The organism is Caballeronia sp. LZ032 (genome assembly GCF_031451315.1).
GTDB lineage: Bacteria > Pseudomonadota > Gammaproteobacteria > Burkholderiales > Burkholderiaceae > Caballeronia.
Window position 1 is genome coordinate 2,809,258 of sequence record NZ_JARUXP010000001.1, and the last position, 15,485, is coordinate 2,824,742.

The window sequence follows — 15,485 nt, forward strand, 5'->3', positions numbered from 1 at the left end:
GCCAGGCCGCGGCCGCACCAGTTGCCAGAATCATTCCCGCCAACCCGGCATGTCCGGTGCAACCCTTCGAAAATGGTCGCGTAGTTTAACGGTTGCACCTTTCGAATGCGGTGCGGAGGGCGAGCAGTTTCACCTTTTTTTGCCTCTTTTTCGTGCAATGCGGCACAAGATTTCGCTCATCGCGGCTGAAATCCGTATGGCGTTAAAAAATCCCTTGGAGTTGTCGGATATTAATTGACCGCGAAATGGTTTCGCCGTATAAAGCTTCTTGCAGGATTTCAAGTGGCGAGTGAATTGGTTCTTTCGAGTTCGCCATCACGGTACTCCGGTTGGCCCCATTGCCCCTTCCTTGATCTTTTGCACCCCTGGGCTTCGGCCTTATTCATCATTTTTTTGGAACAAGTAACATGGAAACCGGTACCGTCAAGTGGTTCAATGACGCAAAGGGCTTTGGCTTCATCACTCCGGATGGCGGCGGCGAAGATCTGTTCGCGCACTTCTCGGAAGTCCGTGTCGAAGGCTTCAAGACGCTTCAGGAAAACCAGAAGGTTACCTACGAAGTGAAGACTGGCCCGAAGGGCAAGCAAGCCGCGAACATCAAGCCGGCCTAAGTTCCGCCTGATTCGTAAAAAAACCCCGCCTGCGCGGGGTTTTTTATTTGCGGCGCGCGTTCGGGCGGAATCACGCGAAAACGCGCTGTGCGTAGATGCCGAGGCCCTTCGCCACGCTGGCGAGGCGATCGCCGAACACCGGCTGCGCAGCAGGAAACGCCGCCGCCAAAGCCTGCGACAGGAACCGCAGCCCGGTCGTCCCGCCTGTGAAATACACGGCGCCGACGTCCGTATCCGCGACGCCCGCACGCCGGATGGTCTCGCGCGCGGCGTCCACGATGCGCCGCGTTTCCTCCGCGCCCGCCTCGATCAAGCGCGTTTCGTCGAAGGCGACGCGCAACGCTTCCTCCACCTCTTCCATGTCGATTTCCGTCGCCCCGCCCGCGGCGACTTCGATCTTCGCCTCCTCCGCATGCGCGGTGAGCGCGTGCCCCAGCCGGCGATCCACAACGCGCATCAAGCGGTCATGATGACGCACCTCCGGGTAGAGATGGCGCATCAGCTGCAGCTCGCTGACACGCTTGGGCGTGTAGACGGTGTTGATCAGATGCCACGTGGAGAGATCGAAATAGATGCGGCTCGGCACTTCCCGTCCTTGCGGATCGAGCGATTGATAGCCGAGCTCGCGCAGCACGGTCGCGAGTTCGACGCGGCGGTCGAAATCCGTGCCGGCGACATGCACGCCGTGATGCGCGAGCACGTCGCTCTTGCGGTCGAGTTCGCGAGCGCGCTCCGGACCAACGCGCACCAGCGAAAAGTCTGACGTACCGCCGCCGATATCCGCGACCAGCACGAGCCCTTCCTGCGTCAGGCCGGCTTCGTAATCGAAGGCGGCGGCAATTGGTTCGTACTGGAAGTGGATCTCGCGCAAGCCGACGGCATGCGCGCACGCCTCGAGCTGCTTCTGCGCCAGGTTGTCGGCGCGTGGATCGTCGTCGACGAAGAACACCGGGCGGCCGAGCACCGCGCGCGACAGCGGCTCGCCGGCGATCGCCTGGGCCTTCTGCTTCAGGTGCTGCAAGAACAGCGTGATGACGTCGGCGTACTTGATGGCCGATCCGTCGCCGAGATCCGTCGTGCTGTCGGCGAGCGCCGAGCCGAGAATGCTCTTCATCGATCGCATCAGGCGGCCGTCGAAACCGTCGATGTATGCCTCCAGCGCGGCGCGTCCGTAGGCCTGGCTATTTTCGTCGGTGTTGAAGAAGACGGCGGTGGGCAACGTGGTCGCCTCTCCTTCGACGGGCGCCAGTCGAATGGCGGGGCCGTCCGGAAGGGCGACGGCGGAATTCGACGTGCCGAAATCGATCGCGCAAAAATTCATGATGCTGAGCCACGTCCGCCAGGACGCCGCGTTGGACATGGACGGCGTTTTTAACACGTTCCCCGGTAGGCATCAACCGCGGCTGGAGATTTTTAAACCGTTGACTTCATTCGACAAAAGCGGAATGTAACTTGCTCGTTCGAAAGCCGCCTGCGTTTTTCCGCGCTTTCGCGGCGTACGACAGGCGACATGAGCAAAACAATGACGAGGAGAACCGTTTGAACGATCGACCGACGGAGCACGCCACGCAGCCGGGCATCATCGAAACCGATCTGCCCGGGCGCCTCGACCGCCTGCCCTGGGGACGCTTCCACACGCTGATCGTGCTCGCGCTCGGCATCACCTGGCTGCTGGACGGACTCGAGGTAACGCTCGCGGGCGCCGTCGCCAGCGCGCTGAAGACGAGTCCGGCGCTGCAATTTTCGAACGCCGACGTCGGCATTGCGGGCAGTGCGTACATCGCGGGCGCGGTGCTCGGCGCGCTGGGTTTCGGCTGGCTGACGGACCGGCTCGGCCGCCGCAAGCTGTTCTTCATCACGCTGTTCCTCTACGCGGCCGCGACCGCCGCCACCGCGTTCTCATGGGATCTCGCGAGTTTCGTGCTGTTTCGCTTCCTCACGGGCGCCGGCATCGGCGGCGAGTACACCGCGATCAATTCGACGATCCAGGAGTTCACGCCCGCCCGGTTGCGCGGCTGGACCGATCTGGCGATCAACGGCACGTTCTGGATCGGCGCGGGCATCGGCGCGGCGGGATCGCTGGTCCTGCTCGACCCCGGCCTGCTGCCGCCCGACTGGGGCTGGCGCGCGTGCTTCCTGATCGGCGCGGTGCTCGGGCTCACGATCCTCTTTATGCGGATGTGGGTGCCGGAGAGCCCGCGCTGGCTCATCACGCACAATCGCGCGGACGAAGCGAAGCAGGTGGTCGAGGAAATCGAGGCCCATTTCCGGCAGCATGGCGTGACGATTCCCGACACGCCCGTCAAGCCGCTGCGCCTGCGCGCGCGCGAGGGCACGCCGCTCAGCGAGGTCGTACATACGCTCTTCAAGGCGCATCGCAGCCGCTCGCTCGTGGGTCTCACGCTGATGACCGCCCAGGCGTTCTTCTACAACGCCATATTCTTCACCTACGCGCTGGTGCTGACGGACTTCTATCACGTGCCCGGCGATCACATCGGCTGGTACGTGCTGCCGTTCGCCGCCGGCAATTTCCTGGGGCCGGTGCTGCTCGGCAAGCTCTTCGACGTGCTCGGCCGCCGCCGCATGATCGCGTTCACGTATGCGACGTCCGGCGTGCTGCTGACCATCAGCGGCTGGATGTTCATGCACGGCATGCTGAACGTGACGACGCAGACCATCGCGTGGATGGTGATCTTCTTCTTTGCCTCGGCGGCGGCGAGTTCGGCGTACCTGACAGTCAGCGAAACCTTCCCGCTGGAAATACGGGCGCTCGCCATTGCCGTGTTCTATGCGTTCGGCACGGCGCTGGGCGGCATCATCGGGCCGGCGCTGTTCGGGCATCTGATCGACACGCACGAGCGCGGCGCCGTGTTCGCGGGCTATCTGATCGGCTCGGTGCTGATGATCGCGGCTGCGGTCGTCGCCGGCATCTGGGGCGTCGCGGCGGAGCGCAAGTCGCTGGAAGACGTGGCTCGTCCGCTGTCGGCAGCGGACGAGCAGTAAGGCACGGCGGGATTTATTCGAACGCGCGGCTCCACGCGCCTTCGTACACCGTCTCGCCGAGCGCCTTGCGCACGCGCGGTGCGGCTTCACGCTCCTGCAACGCCTCGTCGAGCTGGCTGGCATCGCCGTGATGACCGACCGCCACCATCGCGATGATCTGCACATCCTCGGGAATCGAGAACGCCTGGCGGAACGCGTCGCGGTCGAAGCCGCCCATCTGATGCGCCGCCAGGCCGAGCGCGTGCGCCTGCAGGACCAGCGCCATCGCGGCCGCGCCCGTGTCGTAGGCGGCCGTGCGGTTGGGCTCGCCCTTCGCCGTGAGCGTCGCGGCCGTCACGCAGACCAGCACCGGCACGTTGCCGTTCCACTTCTGGTTGCCGGGCATGAGCGTGTCGAATGCGCGCTGAAAGGCGGCTTCGTCGCGCTGACGGTCGAACGCGATCAGACGCCACGGCTGCTGATTGCTTGACGAAGGCGCCCAGCGCGCCGCTTCGAACACCTGATGCAGCTGCGCACGACCGACCGGCTCCGTGGAATAGGCGCGCGGACTCCAGCGGCCGGCGATCAGTTCGTGGATGTCGATATCGGTCGGAGCGGGTTTTGCGTTCATGGTTCGAGTCCTTGACGGTTGGATAAGCAGGCAGGCCGTCAAGGATATCAAGTCAAGCGCAGCCGCTTCATTTCACCACTTCAAGTCGCCGCCACGCCCATCGCACGTCCCGCGCGATTGATGCGCAGCACGATCACCGCCGCGACGAGGCACAGCCCGCCCGAAATCATCGTGGCGACCGTATAGCTGCCGAGACTCGAACGCAGCATCCCGCCGCCGAGCGCCGCGAACGCCGCGCCCAGCTGATGTCCCGCCACGACCCAGCCGAACACGATCGGCGCGCTTTCCTTGCCGTAGACATCGGTGGCGAGGCGCACGGTCGGCGGCACGGTGGCGATCCAGTCGAGACCGTAGAACACGGCGAACAGCGGCAGGCCGAAGAAGTCGATGCCGAACGCATACGGCAAGTAGATCAGCGACAGCCCGCGCAGCCCGTAGTACCAGAACAGCAGCACGCGGGCATTGAAGCGATCCGAGAGCCAACCGGACAGCGTCGTGCCGAACAGGTCGAAGATGCCCATTGCCGCGAGCAGGCTGGCGCCCTGCACCGGCGTCATGCCGTAGTCCGAGCACATGGCGATCAGATGCGTGCCGACATAGCCGTTCGTGCTCGCACCGCAGACGAAGAAGCTGAAGAACAGCAGCCAGAAATCACGCGTCTTGCTGGCCATGCCGAGCGTGCTGAACGCGACCTTGATCGGGTTCTTCGGGGCGGAAATGGCGGCGGGCGGCAGATCGGCCTTCTCGCCGACCGGACGCAGCGACAGATCCGCCGGCCGTTCAGGCAGGAGCCACGCGACGAACGGCAGCACGATCACCGCCGCGCCCGCGACGACGAACACGACAGGACGCCAGCCGTAGTGCTCGGAAATCGACGCGAGGAACGGCAGGAACACGAGCTGGCCGGTGGCCGAGCTGGCGGTGAGAATGCCCATCGCCAGACCGCGATGCGTGGTGAACCAGCGGTTGACGATGGTCGCCGAGAGCGTCAGCGCGGCGACGCCCGTCGCGCTGCCCACCATCACGCCCCAGACCAGCACCATTTGCCAGGGCGCGGTCATCATCGACGAGAGCGCGACGCCCGCCGCCAGCGTGGTCAGCGCGGTCAATACTGTGCGGCGCACGCCGAAGCGCTGCATCGCCGCCGCGGCGAACGGCCCGGCGAGGCCGTACAGCGCCAGATTGATCGAGATCGCCAGCGAAATCGTGCCGCGCGACCAGCCAAACTGCTTTTCGAGCGGCAGCATCATGACGCTCGGCGTCGCCCGCGTGCCCGCCGCGGCGAGCAGCACGAAAAACACCACGCCCACCGCGATCCATCCGTAATGCATCCGGCCGTTCAGCCGCCTCGCTACCCAATTCATCGCCGCTCCAATCCGTGGTTCCGTTGATTTTTGCCCCGGACGACATCACTCGTTACCGGTCTGTCACATCAGAGTTGCGAGCTTAGTGACCGATCTGTAACATGTCAAGCATGCAGTTCGCATGACGAGGAAGCGACTTTGACACGAACATCCGCGGAACAACCCAAAGGCCCTGCCCGCCGCAGTGTCCGCACGGACGGCGCGACGGCGCAGGAACAGTTGCTGGATGCCGCGCAGGAGCTGTTTTATCGCGACGGTATTCGCGCCATCGGCGTCGATGCGGTCGTGGAGCGCGCCGGCGTCAACAAGATGAGCCTGTACCGGCGCTTCGCATCAAAGGACGAGCTGGTGGTGGCGTATCTCGACCGCATGGACGAGCGCTTTCGGGGACGCTTCGAAGCGAGCGTCGAAAAGCATCCGGGCGAGCCGGTCAAGCAGCTGATCCAGGCGTTCGACGATCTGGTGAAGCGCGCGTCCGCACCCGACTATCGCGGCTGTCCGTTCCTGAACGTCGCATGCGAATTCGGCGATCCGGAGTACGCGGCGCGCGAGCCGGTCGAGCGCAATAAAAAATATCTGATGAATCGGCTTATCGAAATCTCGACGGCGGCGGGGGCTGCCCAGCCGCATGAACTCGCCGATTCCCTCGCGCTGCTGGTCGAGGGCGTCTATGCGAGCAGTCAGACTTACGGCCCGGGCTCCGGTCCGCTGGTCGCGGCGCCGCGCATCGCGCGCATGTTGATCAACGCGGCCTGCAAGGCCCAACCCGGACAGGAAAACGCATGAAGCCAGGCAGTTCCTCCGAAGACGTCGTCGCGGCAACGCAGCACTGGCTCACGCGCGCAGTGATCGGACTGAATCTCTGTCCGTTCGCGAAGAGCGTGCATGTCAAGCAACAGATCCGCTACGTGGTGAGCGAGGCGCGCGCGGTGGACGACCTCGTCGTGGAACTGGCCGAAGAGCTTCGTTTGCTGAAGGAGACGGATCCGGATGTCGTCGACACGACGTTGTTCGTCACGCCCCACGCTTTCGCTGATTTCGCCGAGTACAACGACGCCCTGTTCTTTGCCGACCGTCTGCTCGGCGACATGGGACTTGCGGGCGAAGTGCAGATCGCGAGTTTCCATCCGCACTATCAGTTCGAAGGCAGCGAGCCGGACGACATCGACAACTACACGAACCGCGCGCCCTATCCGATCTTTCACTTGCTGCGCGAGGCCAGCATCGACCGCGCGGTGGCGGCCTTTCCCGATGCCTCGGATATCTACGAACGCAACATCGACACCCTGCGCCGCCTCGGCCCCGACGGCCTCAATGCGTGGATGAACGATAAAAGCTGATCAATGCGCGGGCGTGAAAAAACGCTCGCGCAACTCATCCAGTCCGAGCGTCTCGAGCACTTCCGACAGCCGTTGCGCCGGCCGCCCGCGCGGCAAGTCCTTGAACTGCGCGACGATCAACTCGTTCTTCATCGAGTGCTCCCAGCCGACGAGTTCCGTCACGCTCACCTGATAACCGTGCGATTCGAGTTGCAGGCAGCGCAGCACGTTGGTGATCTGACTCCCGAATTCGCGCGTGTGCAGCGGATGCCGCCACATTTCCGTCAGCACGTTCTTCGCGAGCGAGTGCCCCTTGTTCTTGCGCAGCACCGAGGCTACTTCCGCCTGACAGCACGGCACGACCACGATGTACTTCGCCTTCTTCTGCAGAGCGAACTGGATGGCGTCGTCGGTGGCGGTATTGCATGCGTGCAGCGCGGTGACGACATCAACCGAAGCCGGCAAGCGGTCGGAATGCATTGATTCGGCCACCGACAGATTGAGGAACGACATCCCGGTAAACCCGAGTCGGGCCGCCAATTCCTCTGACTTTTTCACCAGTTCTTCACGCGTCTCGATTCCAAAGATGTGTGACCGATCGCGCAGAGTCTTGAAGAACAGATCGTAGAGAATGAACCCGAGATAAGACTTGCCCGCGCCGTGATCCACGAGCGATACCGCTCCCTGGCGCGCATGCACGTCGGCGAGCAGCGGTTCGATGAACTGATAGAGGTGGTAGACCTGCTTCAGTTTGCGGCGGCTGTCCTGATTCATCTTGCCGTCGCGCGTGAGGATATGGAGTTCCTTCAGCAGTTCGATCGACTGTTCGGGACGGATCTCGTGTTTGGTGGAGGGATCGGGGCTCTCCGAACCCGGCGCGGGGGACTTCCTGGTCATCGTGAAGGTCTGTCGAAAAAATAAGGCGGAGCGTGTTTGCGCTGAATGTGCGCTAACCGCTGGTACTCACGCCTGAAAAGGGGAAGTTTACCCAAAAGCGCAAAGACGCTCTGTGTTCCGGCCATCGGCTGATCGGCTAATGCGTAGCGGCAGAACGCATGGAACAGATTGTGCACCGTCCGACAATGAGGCCATTGGAAGAGACGACACACAGCGCGGCGCCGCATCGCGTACCGGTGCGGCACGCAGGAGCAGCAAGCTGGCAGGCCACGCTTCGACACGCGCCGCGATGTCACCGCACCCGGCTTTGTTACGTAACACCTAACGCACAGCGCGGCGATGCGACTCGCCGGCGCCACGAACATGAGAGGACGGCGATGGACGCGATCCCCGACAAGAAAGCAGAGAAGCAGTTCCAGGACATGCTCGCAGCATTGACGGCGATGCCCGCGTGGAGCGAGAAGCAGCAACTCGAACTGGAGATGGCCCGAGAGATTTCCGTGGAGATGTTGCGCCTGGCCGAATCGATGCGCGACGGCTCCACTGATATCGAAAGCTGCCTGACCATGCTGAAGTACGCGAAGGTCATGGACTTTGTCCTGACGACGCTGGCCTCGCGCCGCGAAATCGCGCCGCAGACGCTGCGCGTCATCTTCAAGCTGGCTGGTCTGAAAGTCGATGAAGCCTATCCGGGTTGAACGGCGAGCCGGGCATCACGGCTCGCTGAATCCGGTGCGCGTCGCGGACCCGTACCGGCTTCAGCCCTTGCGTCTCGTCATCAGCCGCGCCGCCGACTGACGCATGTGCCGCTGCATCGCGGCCTGCGCCTGGACGGCGTCGCGCGCTTCAAGCGCTTCCAGAATCTCCCGATGCTCGCCCAGTGCGGCGAGCCACGTTTCCTCCCCTTCGAAGTGCCCACGCAAGGTCGATGACAACGGACTATGTCGTTCGTCGTACAGACTGCCGACCGTGCGCACCAGCACGTCGTTGCCGGCCATCTGCGCGATCGCGATGTGGAACGCGCGATCGGCGGCCATCGGCACTTGGCCGTTCGCGACTTCGCGCGCCATCGATTCGTACAGCGCGCGCAGCGCCTTCAACGCCTTCGGCTTGACGAACGGCGCCACGCTCGCGGCAATCGCGCCTTCGATCACGCTGCGCGCGTTCATGATCTCGATCGGGCTTTCGCCGAGCTCCGTCTCGGTGGCCGGAGGCTTGGCGACCGGCGCGGCGACGATATACACCCCCGATCCCATGCGGATCTCGACACGCCCTTCCAGTTCGAGCGCGACCAGCGCCTCGCGCACCGATGGCCGCGATACGCCGAGCCGCTGCGCGAGCTCGCGCTCGGATGGCAGGCGGCCATTCGGCGCGAAATCCTGCTGCTCGATCAACCCGCGCAACTTGTCGGCGATCTGGAGATAAAGGCGGCGCGTCTCGGGAGGTTTCACGCTCACGTGCTGGGCTCCTGCTTTCGAGTCGGGGAAAACGTGGATTGTAATCAGCCGAAGGGGACGAGCACCGCAAAACCGCGCTCACCCTCGAACCGGCCGCCTTCAAGTGGCTTGACCAATTCCATTTCGAGCCACTAGTATGCAATCCGGTAAGGCCAGGTTGGCCACTTTTTTTTCCGGCGATCTGGAACCGTTCCCACCTTGATAAACGACCGACGAGCGCTCGCGCCGACGGTCAGAACGGCCCCGCATATTCATGAGCCACCCCATTCTCCAGTTCGGCACGAGCCGATTCTTGCAGGCGCACGTGGATTTCTTCGTCGCCGAAGCGGCGCGGCGCGATCCGGCAAAAGCGCTCGGCAAGATCACGGTCGTGCAGACGACCTCCAGCGCGGACAGCCGTGCCCGCATCGAGGCGCTGAAAAAAACGGGCCGCTATCCGGTGCGGATTCGCGGCCGCCGGCGGGACGAGACCATCGACGCAACCATCGAGTGCGATGCCATCGGCGAAGCGCTGCATGCGGACGAGGACTGGCCGTTGCTCAGGACGCGCATTGAGCGAGAGGTGAAGGTTATCGTCTCGAACACGGCGGATGCCGGCTACGCCCTCTTCGACGAGGACACGCGCGACCTGCTCGACAGCCCGCGCGCGCCGCGCGGTTTCGCGGCGAAGCTCGCGGTGCTGCTGCACGCGCGCTTCGCCGCCGGAGCCGCGCCGATCACGCTGCTGCCCTGCGAACTGGTGTCCCGCAATGGCGACACGCTGCGCGATCTGGTGATCGGCGTGGCGCGCGGCTGGGACTTGAGTGCGGCCTACATCGACTATCTGACGAACGACTGCGTGTGGGTGAATTCGCTCGTGGACCGCATCGTGTCGGAGCCGATCCCGCCGGTGGGCGCGATCGCCGAGCCGTACGCGCTGTGGGCGATCGAGCGCCGGGCGGGCATGGTGCTGCCGTGCGAGCACGAGGACATCGTGATCACCGACGACCTCGCCCACTACGAGCGCCTCAAGCTCTTCCTGCTGAATCTCGGCCACACGATGCTCGCGCAAATCTGGCGCACGCGCGACGCCGCAGCCGACATGACCGTCCTCGACGCCATGCGCGACGCCGCCTTCCGCGATCCGCTCGAAGCGACCTGGCGCGATGAAGTGCTGCCGGTTTTCGCGGCGCTCGGACAACGCGACGTCGCCACGGACTATGTGGCGAGCGTGCGCGACCGTTTCGAGAACCCGTTCCTGGTACACCGGCTCGCCGACATCGCGCGGAACCACGGCGAAAAGAAGCAACGCCGCTTTCAGCCGGTGATCGATCTGGCGCGCGAACTCAAGCTCGATCTCGCGCAGAAGCGTCTGCGCGACGCCCTCGAATCCGCCTGAAGAGCGGAACGACCCTTTTCGAATCACGACGCGCCGCGCCGGCATTGCGGCGACGTCATCAGACATTAAAAGTGCCGCCCCATCACGGAGGAGACAAGCAATGCGCAAAATGCGTTGGGTAGTGATTTTTCTCGCCTTTCTGGCCATCGCGATCAATTACATCGATCGCGCCAACCTCGCCGTCGCGGCGCCGCAGATCGAGAAGGCGCTCAACATCGGTCCCGCCGAAATGGGCTTCATCCTGAGCGGCTTCTTCTGGAGCTACGCGCTGATGCAGATGCCCTTCGGCTGGTTCGTCGATCGCGTCGGCGCGCGCATCGCGCTGCCGCTGGCGGTCGGGTGGTGGTCGGTCTTCACGGCATTGACGGCCGTCGCGACGAGCGTCGCCGGCATGTTCGGCTGCCGCCTGATGCTCGGCATCGGCGAGGCGGGCGCGTATCCGTCGTGCGCGAAACTCGTGTCGCAATGGTTCAGGAAGGAACAGCGCGCGTTCGCCACCAGCATCTTCGACAGCGGCTCGCGCGTCGGCTCCGCGCTGTCGATTCCGGTCGTCGCGCTGATCATCAGCACGTTCGGCTGGGAAGCGTCGTTTGTCATTACCGGCGTGATCGGTTTCGCGTGGATTCTCGGCTGGTTCGTGATCTACCGGAACAAGTCGCGCGGCGACCTGACCGGTGAAACCGATGTCGCGCCGGTGCCGGTCGCGCCGCGCAACAAGGTGTCGTGGGCGTCGCTGTTCAAGTACCGCACGCTGTGGGGCATGATGCTGGGCTTCTTCTGCCTGAACTTCGTGATCTACTTCTTCATCACCTGGTTTCCGAGCTATCTCGTCCAGGCACACGGCTTCTCGCTCAAGTCGCTCGGCACGCTCGGCACCATTCCCGCGCTGATGTCGATTCCGGGCGGCTGGTTCGGCGGCTGGGTCTCCGACGCGCTGTTCAAGCGCGGCTGGAGCCTCACCGCCGCGCGCAAGACCTGCATGGTCGGCGGCATGCTGCTGTCCTCGGTCATCACGCTCTGCGCGTTCGTCGAGAACATCTACCTGATGCTCGCGTTCTTCGGCATCGCCTACGCCAGCCTCGCGTTCGCCGCGGCCAGCATCTGGTCGTTGCCGAGCGACGTCGCACCGACGCCGGATCACGTCGCGTCCATCGGCGGCATCCAGAATTTCGCGTCGAATCTGGCGGGCATCGTCATCACGACCTTCACCGGCGTGATGCTCGCCATCACCAAGGGCTCGTTCGTGATTCCGCTGTGCGTCGCGGGCGGCTTCTGCTTCCTGGGCGCATTCAGCTATCTTGTGATTGTCGGCAAGATCGAACCGCTCAATCGCGCCGAAGAAGAACAGGCGCGGCGCGACAGCCACGCCCCCTCCACGGTCTGAGAACATAAACCATGTCCACCCCACTCAACGACCATGCCGTCATCCGGCTGCATCCGAAAGACGACGTCGTGATCGCGACGCGTCAGCTGGTTTCAGGCGCGCGCATCGCATCTGAAGATCTCGTCGTCACCGGGCTGATTCCGCCGGGACACAAGATCGCCACCCGCGACATCGCCGCCGGCGAGCCGGTCAAGCGCTACAACCAGATCATCGGCGTGGCGCGCGAGGCGATTGCGCGCGGTCAGCATGTCCACACCCAGAATCTCTCGATGGCCGATTTCACGCGCGAACACGAATTCGGCGTCGATCTCCATCCGACGCCCTTCGTCGACGCGCCCGCCACATTCATGGGCATCCGCCGCGACGACGGCCGGGTGGCGACGCGCAATTTCGTCGGCGTGCTGACGAGCGTGAATTGTTCGGCGACGGTCGCGCGGGCCATCGCCGATCATTTCCGGCGCGACGTTCATCCGGAAGCGCTGGCGGATTATCCGAACGTGGACGGCGTGATTGCGCTGACGCACGGGCTGGGATGCGGCATCGACATGAAAGGCGACGGGCTCGGCATCCTGCGCCGCACGCTCGCGGGTTACGCGGTGCATCCGAATTTCTACTCGGTATTGTTCGTCGGCCTGGGCTGTGAGACGAACCAGATTTCGGGCGTGCTCGAATCGAGCGGGCTCAAGGACGGCGAGAAACTGCGCAGCTTCACCATTCAGGACAGCGGCGGCACGCGGAAGACGATCGAGCGCGGCATCGCGATGGTGAAGGACATGCTGGCGGAGGCAAATCGTGTCACGCGCGAGCCGGTTCCGGCGGCGCATCTGATCGTTGGCCTGCAGTGCGGCGGATCGGACGGCTATTCGGGCATTTCGGCGAATCCGGCGCTGGGCGCGGCAGTGGACAAGCTCGTCGCGCACGGCGGCACCGCAATTCTCTCGGAAACGCCGGAAGTGTATGGCGCCGAGCACCTGTTGACGCGACGGGCCGTCACGCGTGAGGTCGGCGAAAAGCTGCTCGCGCGCATCAAATGGTGGGAGGATTACTGTGCCCGTAACGGCGCCGCGATGGACAACAATCCTTCGGCCGGCAACAAGGTCGGCGGATTGACGACCATTCTCGAAAAATCGCTGGGCGCGGTCGCGAAGGGCGGCACGACGAATCTCGTCGAGGTCTACGAGTATGCGCAGCGCATCGACGCGAAGGGCTTCGTGTTCATGGATTCGCCCGGCTACGATCCGATGTCGGCCACTGGTCAGGTCGCGTCCGGCGCGAATCTGATCTGCTTCACGACCGGGCGCGGCTCCGCCTACGGCTGCGCGCCCTCGCCCTCGCTCAAGCTCGCGACCAATACCGCGCTGTGGGAGCGGCAGGAGGAGGACATGGACATCAACTGCGGCGGCGTGATCGACGGCAGCGCGACCATCGATCAACTCGGCGAACAGATTTTCCAGATGATGCTCGACTGCGCGTCAGGCGTGGCGTCGAAGAGTGAACTGCACGGCTATGGGCAAAGCGAGTTCGTGCCCTGGCAGGTGGGTGTGGTGACTTGATTGCCTCAAGCGGTCGCGGCGTGCTCAGCCATCATCTTCAGGGCGAGCGCTTCCGCGACCTCGATGCCATCGATCGCCGCGGAATAGATGCCGCCCGCATAACCGGCGCCCTCGCCCGCCGGATACAGTCCTTCGACGTTGACGCTCTGATAATCATCCTTCCGACGCAGCCGCAACGGCGACGACGTGCGCGTCTCAACGCCCGTCAGCACGGCATCGTGCATGGCGAAACCTTTGATCTTCTTGTCGAGTTCGGGCAGGGCTTCGCGGATCGCTTCGATCACGTAGTCGGGAAGCGCGGTGCTCAGGTCGGTCGGCTTGACGCCCGGCTTGTATGACGGCGTCACCGAACCGAGCGACGTCGAGGGCCGCCCGGCGATGAAGTCGCCCACCAGCTGGCCTGGCGCGCAGTAATCGTGACCGCCCAGTTCGAAGGCGCGCTCTTCCCACTTGCGCTGGAAGTCGATGCCGGCGAGCGGCCCGCCCGGATAATCATCCGGCGTAATGCCGACGACGATGCCCGCATTGGCGTTGCGTTCGGCGCGCGAGTACTGGCTCATGCCGTTCGTCACGACGCGCCCCGGCTCCGACGTCGCCGCGACCACCGTTCCGCCCGGGCACATGCAGAAGCTGTAGACCGCGCGGCCGTTGCTGGCGTGGTGGACGACCTTGTAGTCGGCGGCGCCCAGTTTCTCGTGTCCGGCGAACTTGCCGAAGCGGCTGCGATCGATCACACCTTGCGGATGCTCGATACGGAACCCGAGTGAAAACGGCTTCGCTTCCATGTAGACACCGCGGTCATGGAGCATCTGGAAGGTATCGCGGGCGCTGTGGCCGATCGCGAGCACGATGTGATCGCACCGCAGCGTCTCGCCGGAAGACAGACGCAGGCCGCGCACCTTGCCGCCTTCGATCTCGATATCCTCGACGCGCTGCTGGAATCGGACTTCCCCGCCCAGTTGATGAATCTCCGCGCGCATCTTTTCGACCATGCTGACGAGCCGGAATGTGCCGATGTGCGGCCGGCTCAGATACAGGATGTCTTCGGGCGCGCCGGCTTTGACGAATTCGTCGAGCACCTTGCGGCCGTAGTGTTTCGGATCCTTGATCTGGCTGTAGAGCTTGCCGTCGGAGAACGTGCCGGCGCCGCCTTCGCCGAATTGCACATTCGACTCGGGATTGAGCTCGTTACGCCGCCACAGACCCCATGTGTCCTTGGTGCGCTCGCGAACGGCTTTGCCACGCTCGAGGATGATTGGACGAAAACCCATTTGGGCCAGGATCAAGCCGGCAAACAATCCACAAGGACCCATGCCGATCACGACGGGCCTAAGTTGCGTCGATTCCGCCGGTGCTTTCGCGACGAAGTGATAGGCCATGTCTGGCGTAGCACCGCAGTGCGGAAGCGGCCGCATTTCGAGACGCTTCAGGACGGGCGCTTCGTCCTGCAATTCGACATCGATGATGTACGTGAGCTTGATGTCTGCACGCTTGCGCGCGTCGTGCGCCCGGCGATACACGTGGAAATGCACGAGTTCTTTGGCCGATACGCCGATCTCGTCGAGACGAGCGACGACCGCAGCTTCAATCGCAGACTCGGGATGATCGAGCGGGAGCTTGATTTCGCTTAGACGTAGCATGGGAACTCGGTAGGCATTTGCCTTGGCGGATACAAAAGAGAAATTCTAGCGCGCGGGGGTTTTGATTTGTTTCTGATCGGCGCGTTATGGTCGAAGCCACGGGAGCAGTGCGCGCTGTGGCGGTCTGAAACGCAAAAACCCCACCTTTGTGGGGTGGGGTTTTTGTTTGTAGCATGAGGAGCCTGACGATTACCTACTTTCACACGGGTGATCCGCACTATCATCGGCGTGGAGTCGTTTCACGGTCCTGTTCGGGATGGGAAGGGGTG

The 15,485-nt window shown here is 63.7% G+C and carries 15 protein-coding genes; 9 read left to right on the forward strand and 6 right to left on the reverse strand.

Annotated features, from left to right (window positions below):
• Nucleotides 1-407 precede the first annotated feature (407 nt).
• Complete coding sequence (locus QCE69_RS13125; protein ID WP_309810134.1) at nt 408-611, forward strand: cold-shock protein; 204 nt, start codon at nt 408-410, stop codon at nt 609-611.
• 70 nt (nt 612-681) lie between these two features.
• Here the strand turns inward: QCE69_RS13125 and QCE69_RS13130 are convergent, their stop codons facing one another.
• Nucleotides 682-1,932, reverse strand: a complete 1,251-nt coding sequence (locus QCE69_RS13130) for an Hsp70 family protein (RefSeq protein WP_309931107.1) — start codon at nt 1,930-1,932, stop codon at nt 682-684.
• Here QCE69_RS13130 and QCE69_RS13135 point away from each other — a divergent pair.
• Nucleotides 1,823-2,062: a hypothetical protein gene (locus QCE69_RS13135; protein ID WP_309931676.1), complete on the forward strand. Its 240-nt coding sequence runs from the start codon at nt 1,823-1,825 to the stop codon at nt 2,060-2,062. The two genes, QCE69_RS13130 and QCE69_RS13135, sit on opposite strands and share 110 nt — an antisense overlap.
• A gap of 88 nt (nt 2,063-2,150) precedes the next feature.
• The gene (locus QCE69_RS13140; protein ID WP_309918693.1) at nt 2,151-3,614 is read left to right on the forward strand and encodes an MFS transporter; all 1,464 of its coding nucleotides are present in this window, start codon (nt 2,151-2,153) and stop codon (nt 3,612-3,614) included.
• Nucleotides 3,615-3,627: 13 nt separating this feature from the next.
• Here the strand turns inward: QCE69_RS13140 and QCE69_RS13145 are convergent, their stop codons facing one another.
• Nucleotides 3,628-4,224, reverse strand: a complete 597-nt coding sequence (locus QCE69_RS13145; protein WP_309918696.1) for a nitroreductase family protein — start codon at nt 4,222-4,224, stop codon at nt 3,628-3,630.
• A gap of 80 nt (nt 4,225-4,304) precedes the next feature.
• Nucleotides 4,305-5,588, reverse strand: a complete 1,284-nt coding sequence (locus QCE69_RS13150) for an MFS transporter (RefSeq protein WP_309918699.1) — start codon at nt 5,586-5,588, stop codon at nt 4,305-4,307.
• Between the two features lie 138 nt (nt 5,589-5,726).
• Here QCE69_RS13150 and QCE69_RS13155 point away from each other — a divergent pair, with 138 nt between their 5' ends.
• Complete coding sequence (locus QCE69_RS13155) at nt 5,727-6,374, forward strand: TetR/AcrR family transcriptional regulator (protein ID WP_309931109.1); 648 nt, start codon at nt 5,727-5,729, stop codon at nt 6,372-6,374.
• Nucleotides 6,371-6,928, forward strand: a complete 558-nt coding sequence (locus tag QCE69_RS13160; RefSeq protein WP_309931113.1) for a DUF1415 domain-containing protein — start codon at nt 6,371-6,373, stop codon at nt 6,926-6,928. Before QCE69_RS13155 ends, QCE69_RS13160 begins: the two co-directional genes overlap by 4 nt.
• Here QCE69_RS13160 and QCE69_RS13165 read toward each other — a convergent pair whose 3' ends face one another.
• A complete protein-coding gene (locus QCE69_RS13165; protein WP_309931116.1) occupies nt 6,929-7,804 on the reverse strand; it encodes an SAM-dependent methyltransferase in 876 nt (291 codons plus the stop codon).
• 377 nt (nt 7,805-8,181) lie between these two features.
• On the opposite strand from QCE69_RS13165, the gene QCE69_RS13170 reads away from it, so the two are divergent.
• Entirely contained in the window at nt 8,182-8,502 is a 321-nt protein-coding gene (locus tag QCE69_RS13170) for a DNA-binding protein (RefSeq protein WP_309810154.1), read from the forward strand.
• A 60-nt stretch (nt 8,503-8,562) separates the two neighbouring features.
• On the opposite strand, the gene QCE69_RS13175 is transcribed toward QCE69_RS13170, so the two are convergent.
• Nucleotides 8,563-9,261: a FadR/GntR family transcriptional regulator gene (locus QCE69_RS13175; protein WP_309810157.1), complete on the reverse strand. Its 699-nt coding sequence runs from the start codon at nt 9,259-9,261 to the stop codon at nt 8,563-8,565.
• Between the two features lie 253 nt (nt 9,262-9,514).
• Here QCE69_RS13175 and QCE69_RS13180 point away from each other — a divergent pair, with 253 nt between their 5' ends.
• The 3 genes from QCE69_RS13180 (at nt 9,515) to QCE69_RS13190 (ending at nt 13,576) form a co-directional block, all read left to right on the forward strand.
• Entirely contained in the window at nt 9,515-10,639 is a 1,125-nt protein-coding gene (locus QCE69_RS13180) for a mannitol dehydrogenase family protein (RefSeq protein WP_309918708.1), read from the forward strand.
• A 100-nt stretch (nt 10,640-10,739) separates the two neighbouring features.
• Nucleotides 10,740-12,023, forward strand: coding sequence for an MFS transporter (locus QCE69_RS13185; RefSeq protein ID WP_309810161.1), 1,284 nt, complete (start codon nt 10,740-10,742; stop codon nt 12,021-12,023).
• Between the two features lie 11 nt (nt 12,024-12,034).
• On the forward strand, nt 12,035-13,576 hold the full coding sequence (locus tag QCE69_RS13190; protein ID WP_309931117.1) for an altronate dehydratase family protein: 1,542 nt from the start codon (nt 12,035-12,037) through the stop codon (nt 13,574-13,576).
• A 5-nt stretch (nt 13,577-13,581) separates the two neighbouring features.
• Here the strand turns inward: QCE69_RS13190 and QCE69_RS13195 are convergent, their stop codons facing one another.
• Nucleotides 13,582-15,216, reverse strand: coding sequence for an NAD(P)/FAD-dependent oxidoreductase (locus tag QCE69_RS13195; protein WP_309931118.1), 1,635 nt, complete (start codon nt 15,214-15,216; stop codon nt 13,582-13,584).
• Nucleotides 15,217-15,485: the final 269 nt, after the last annotated feature.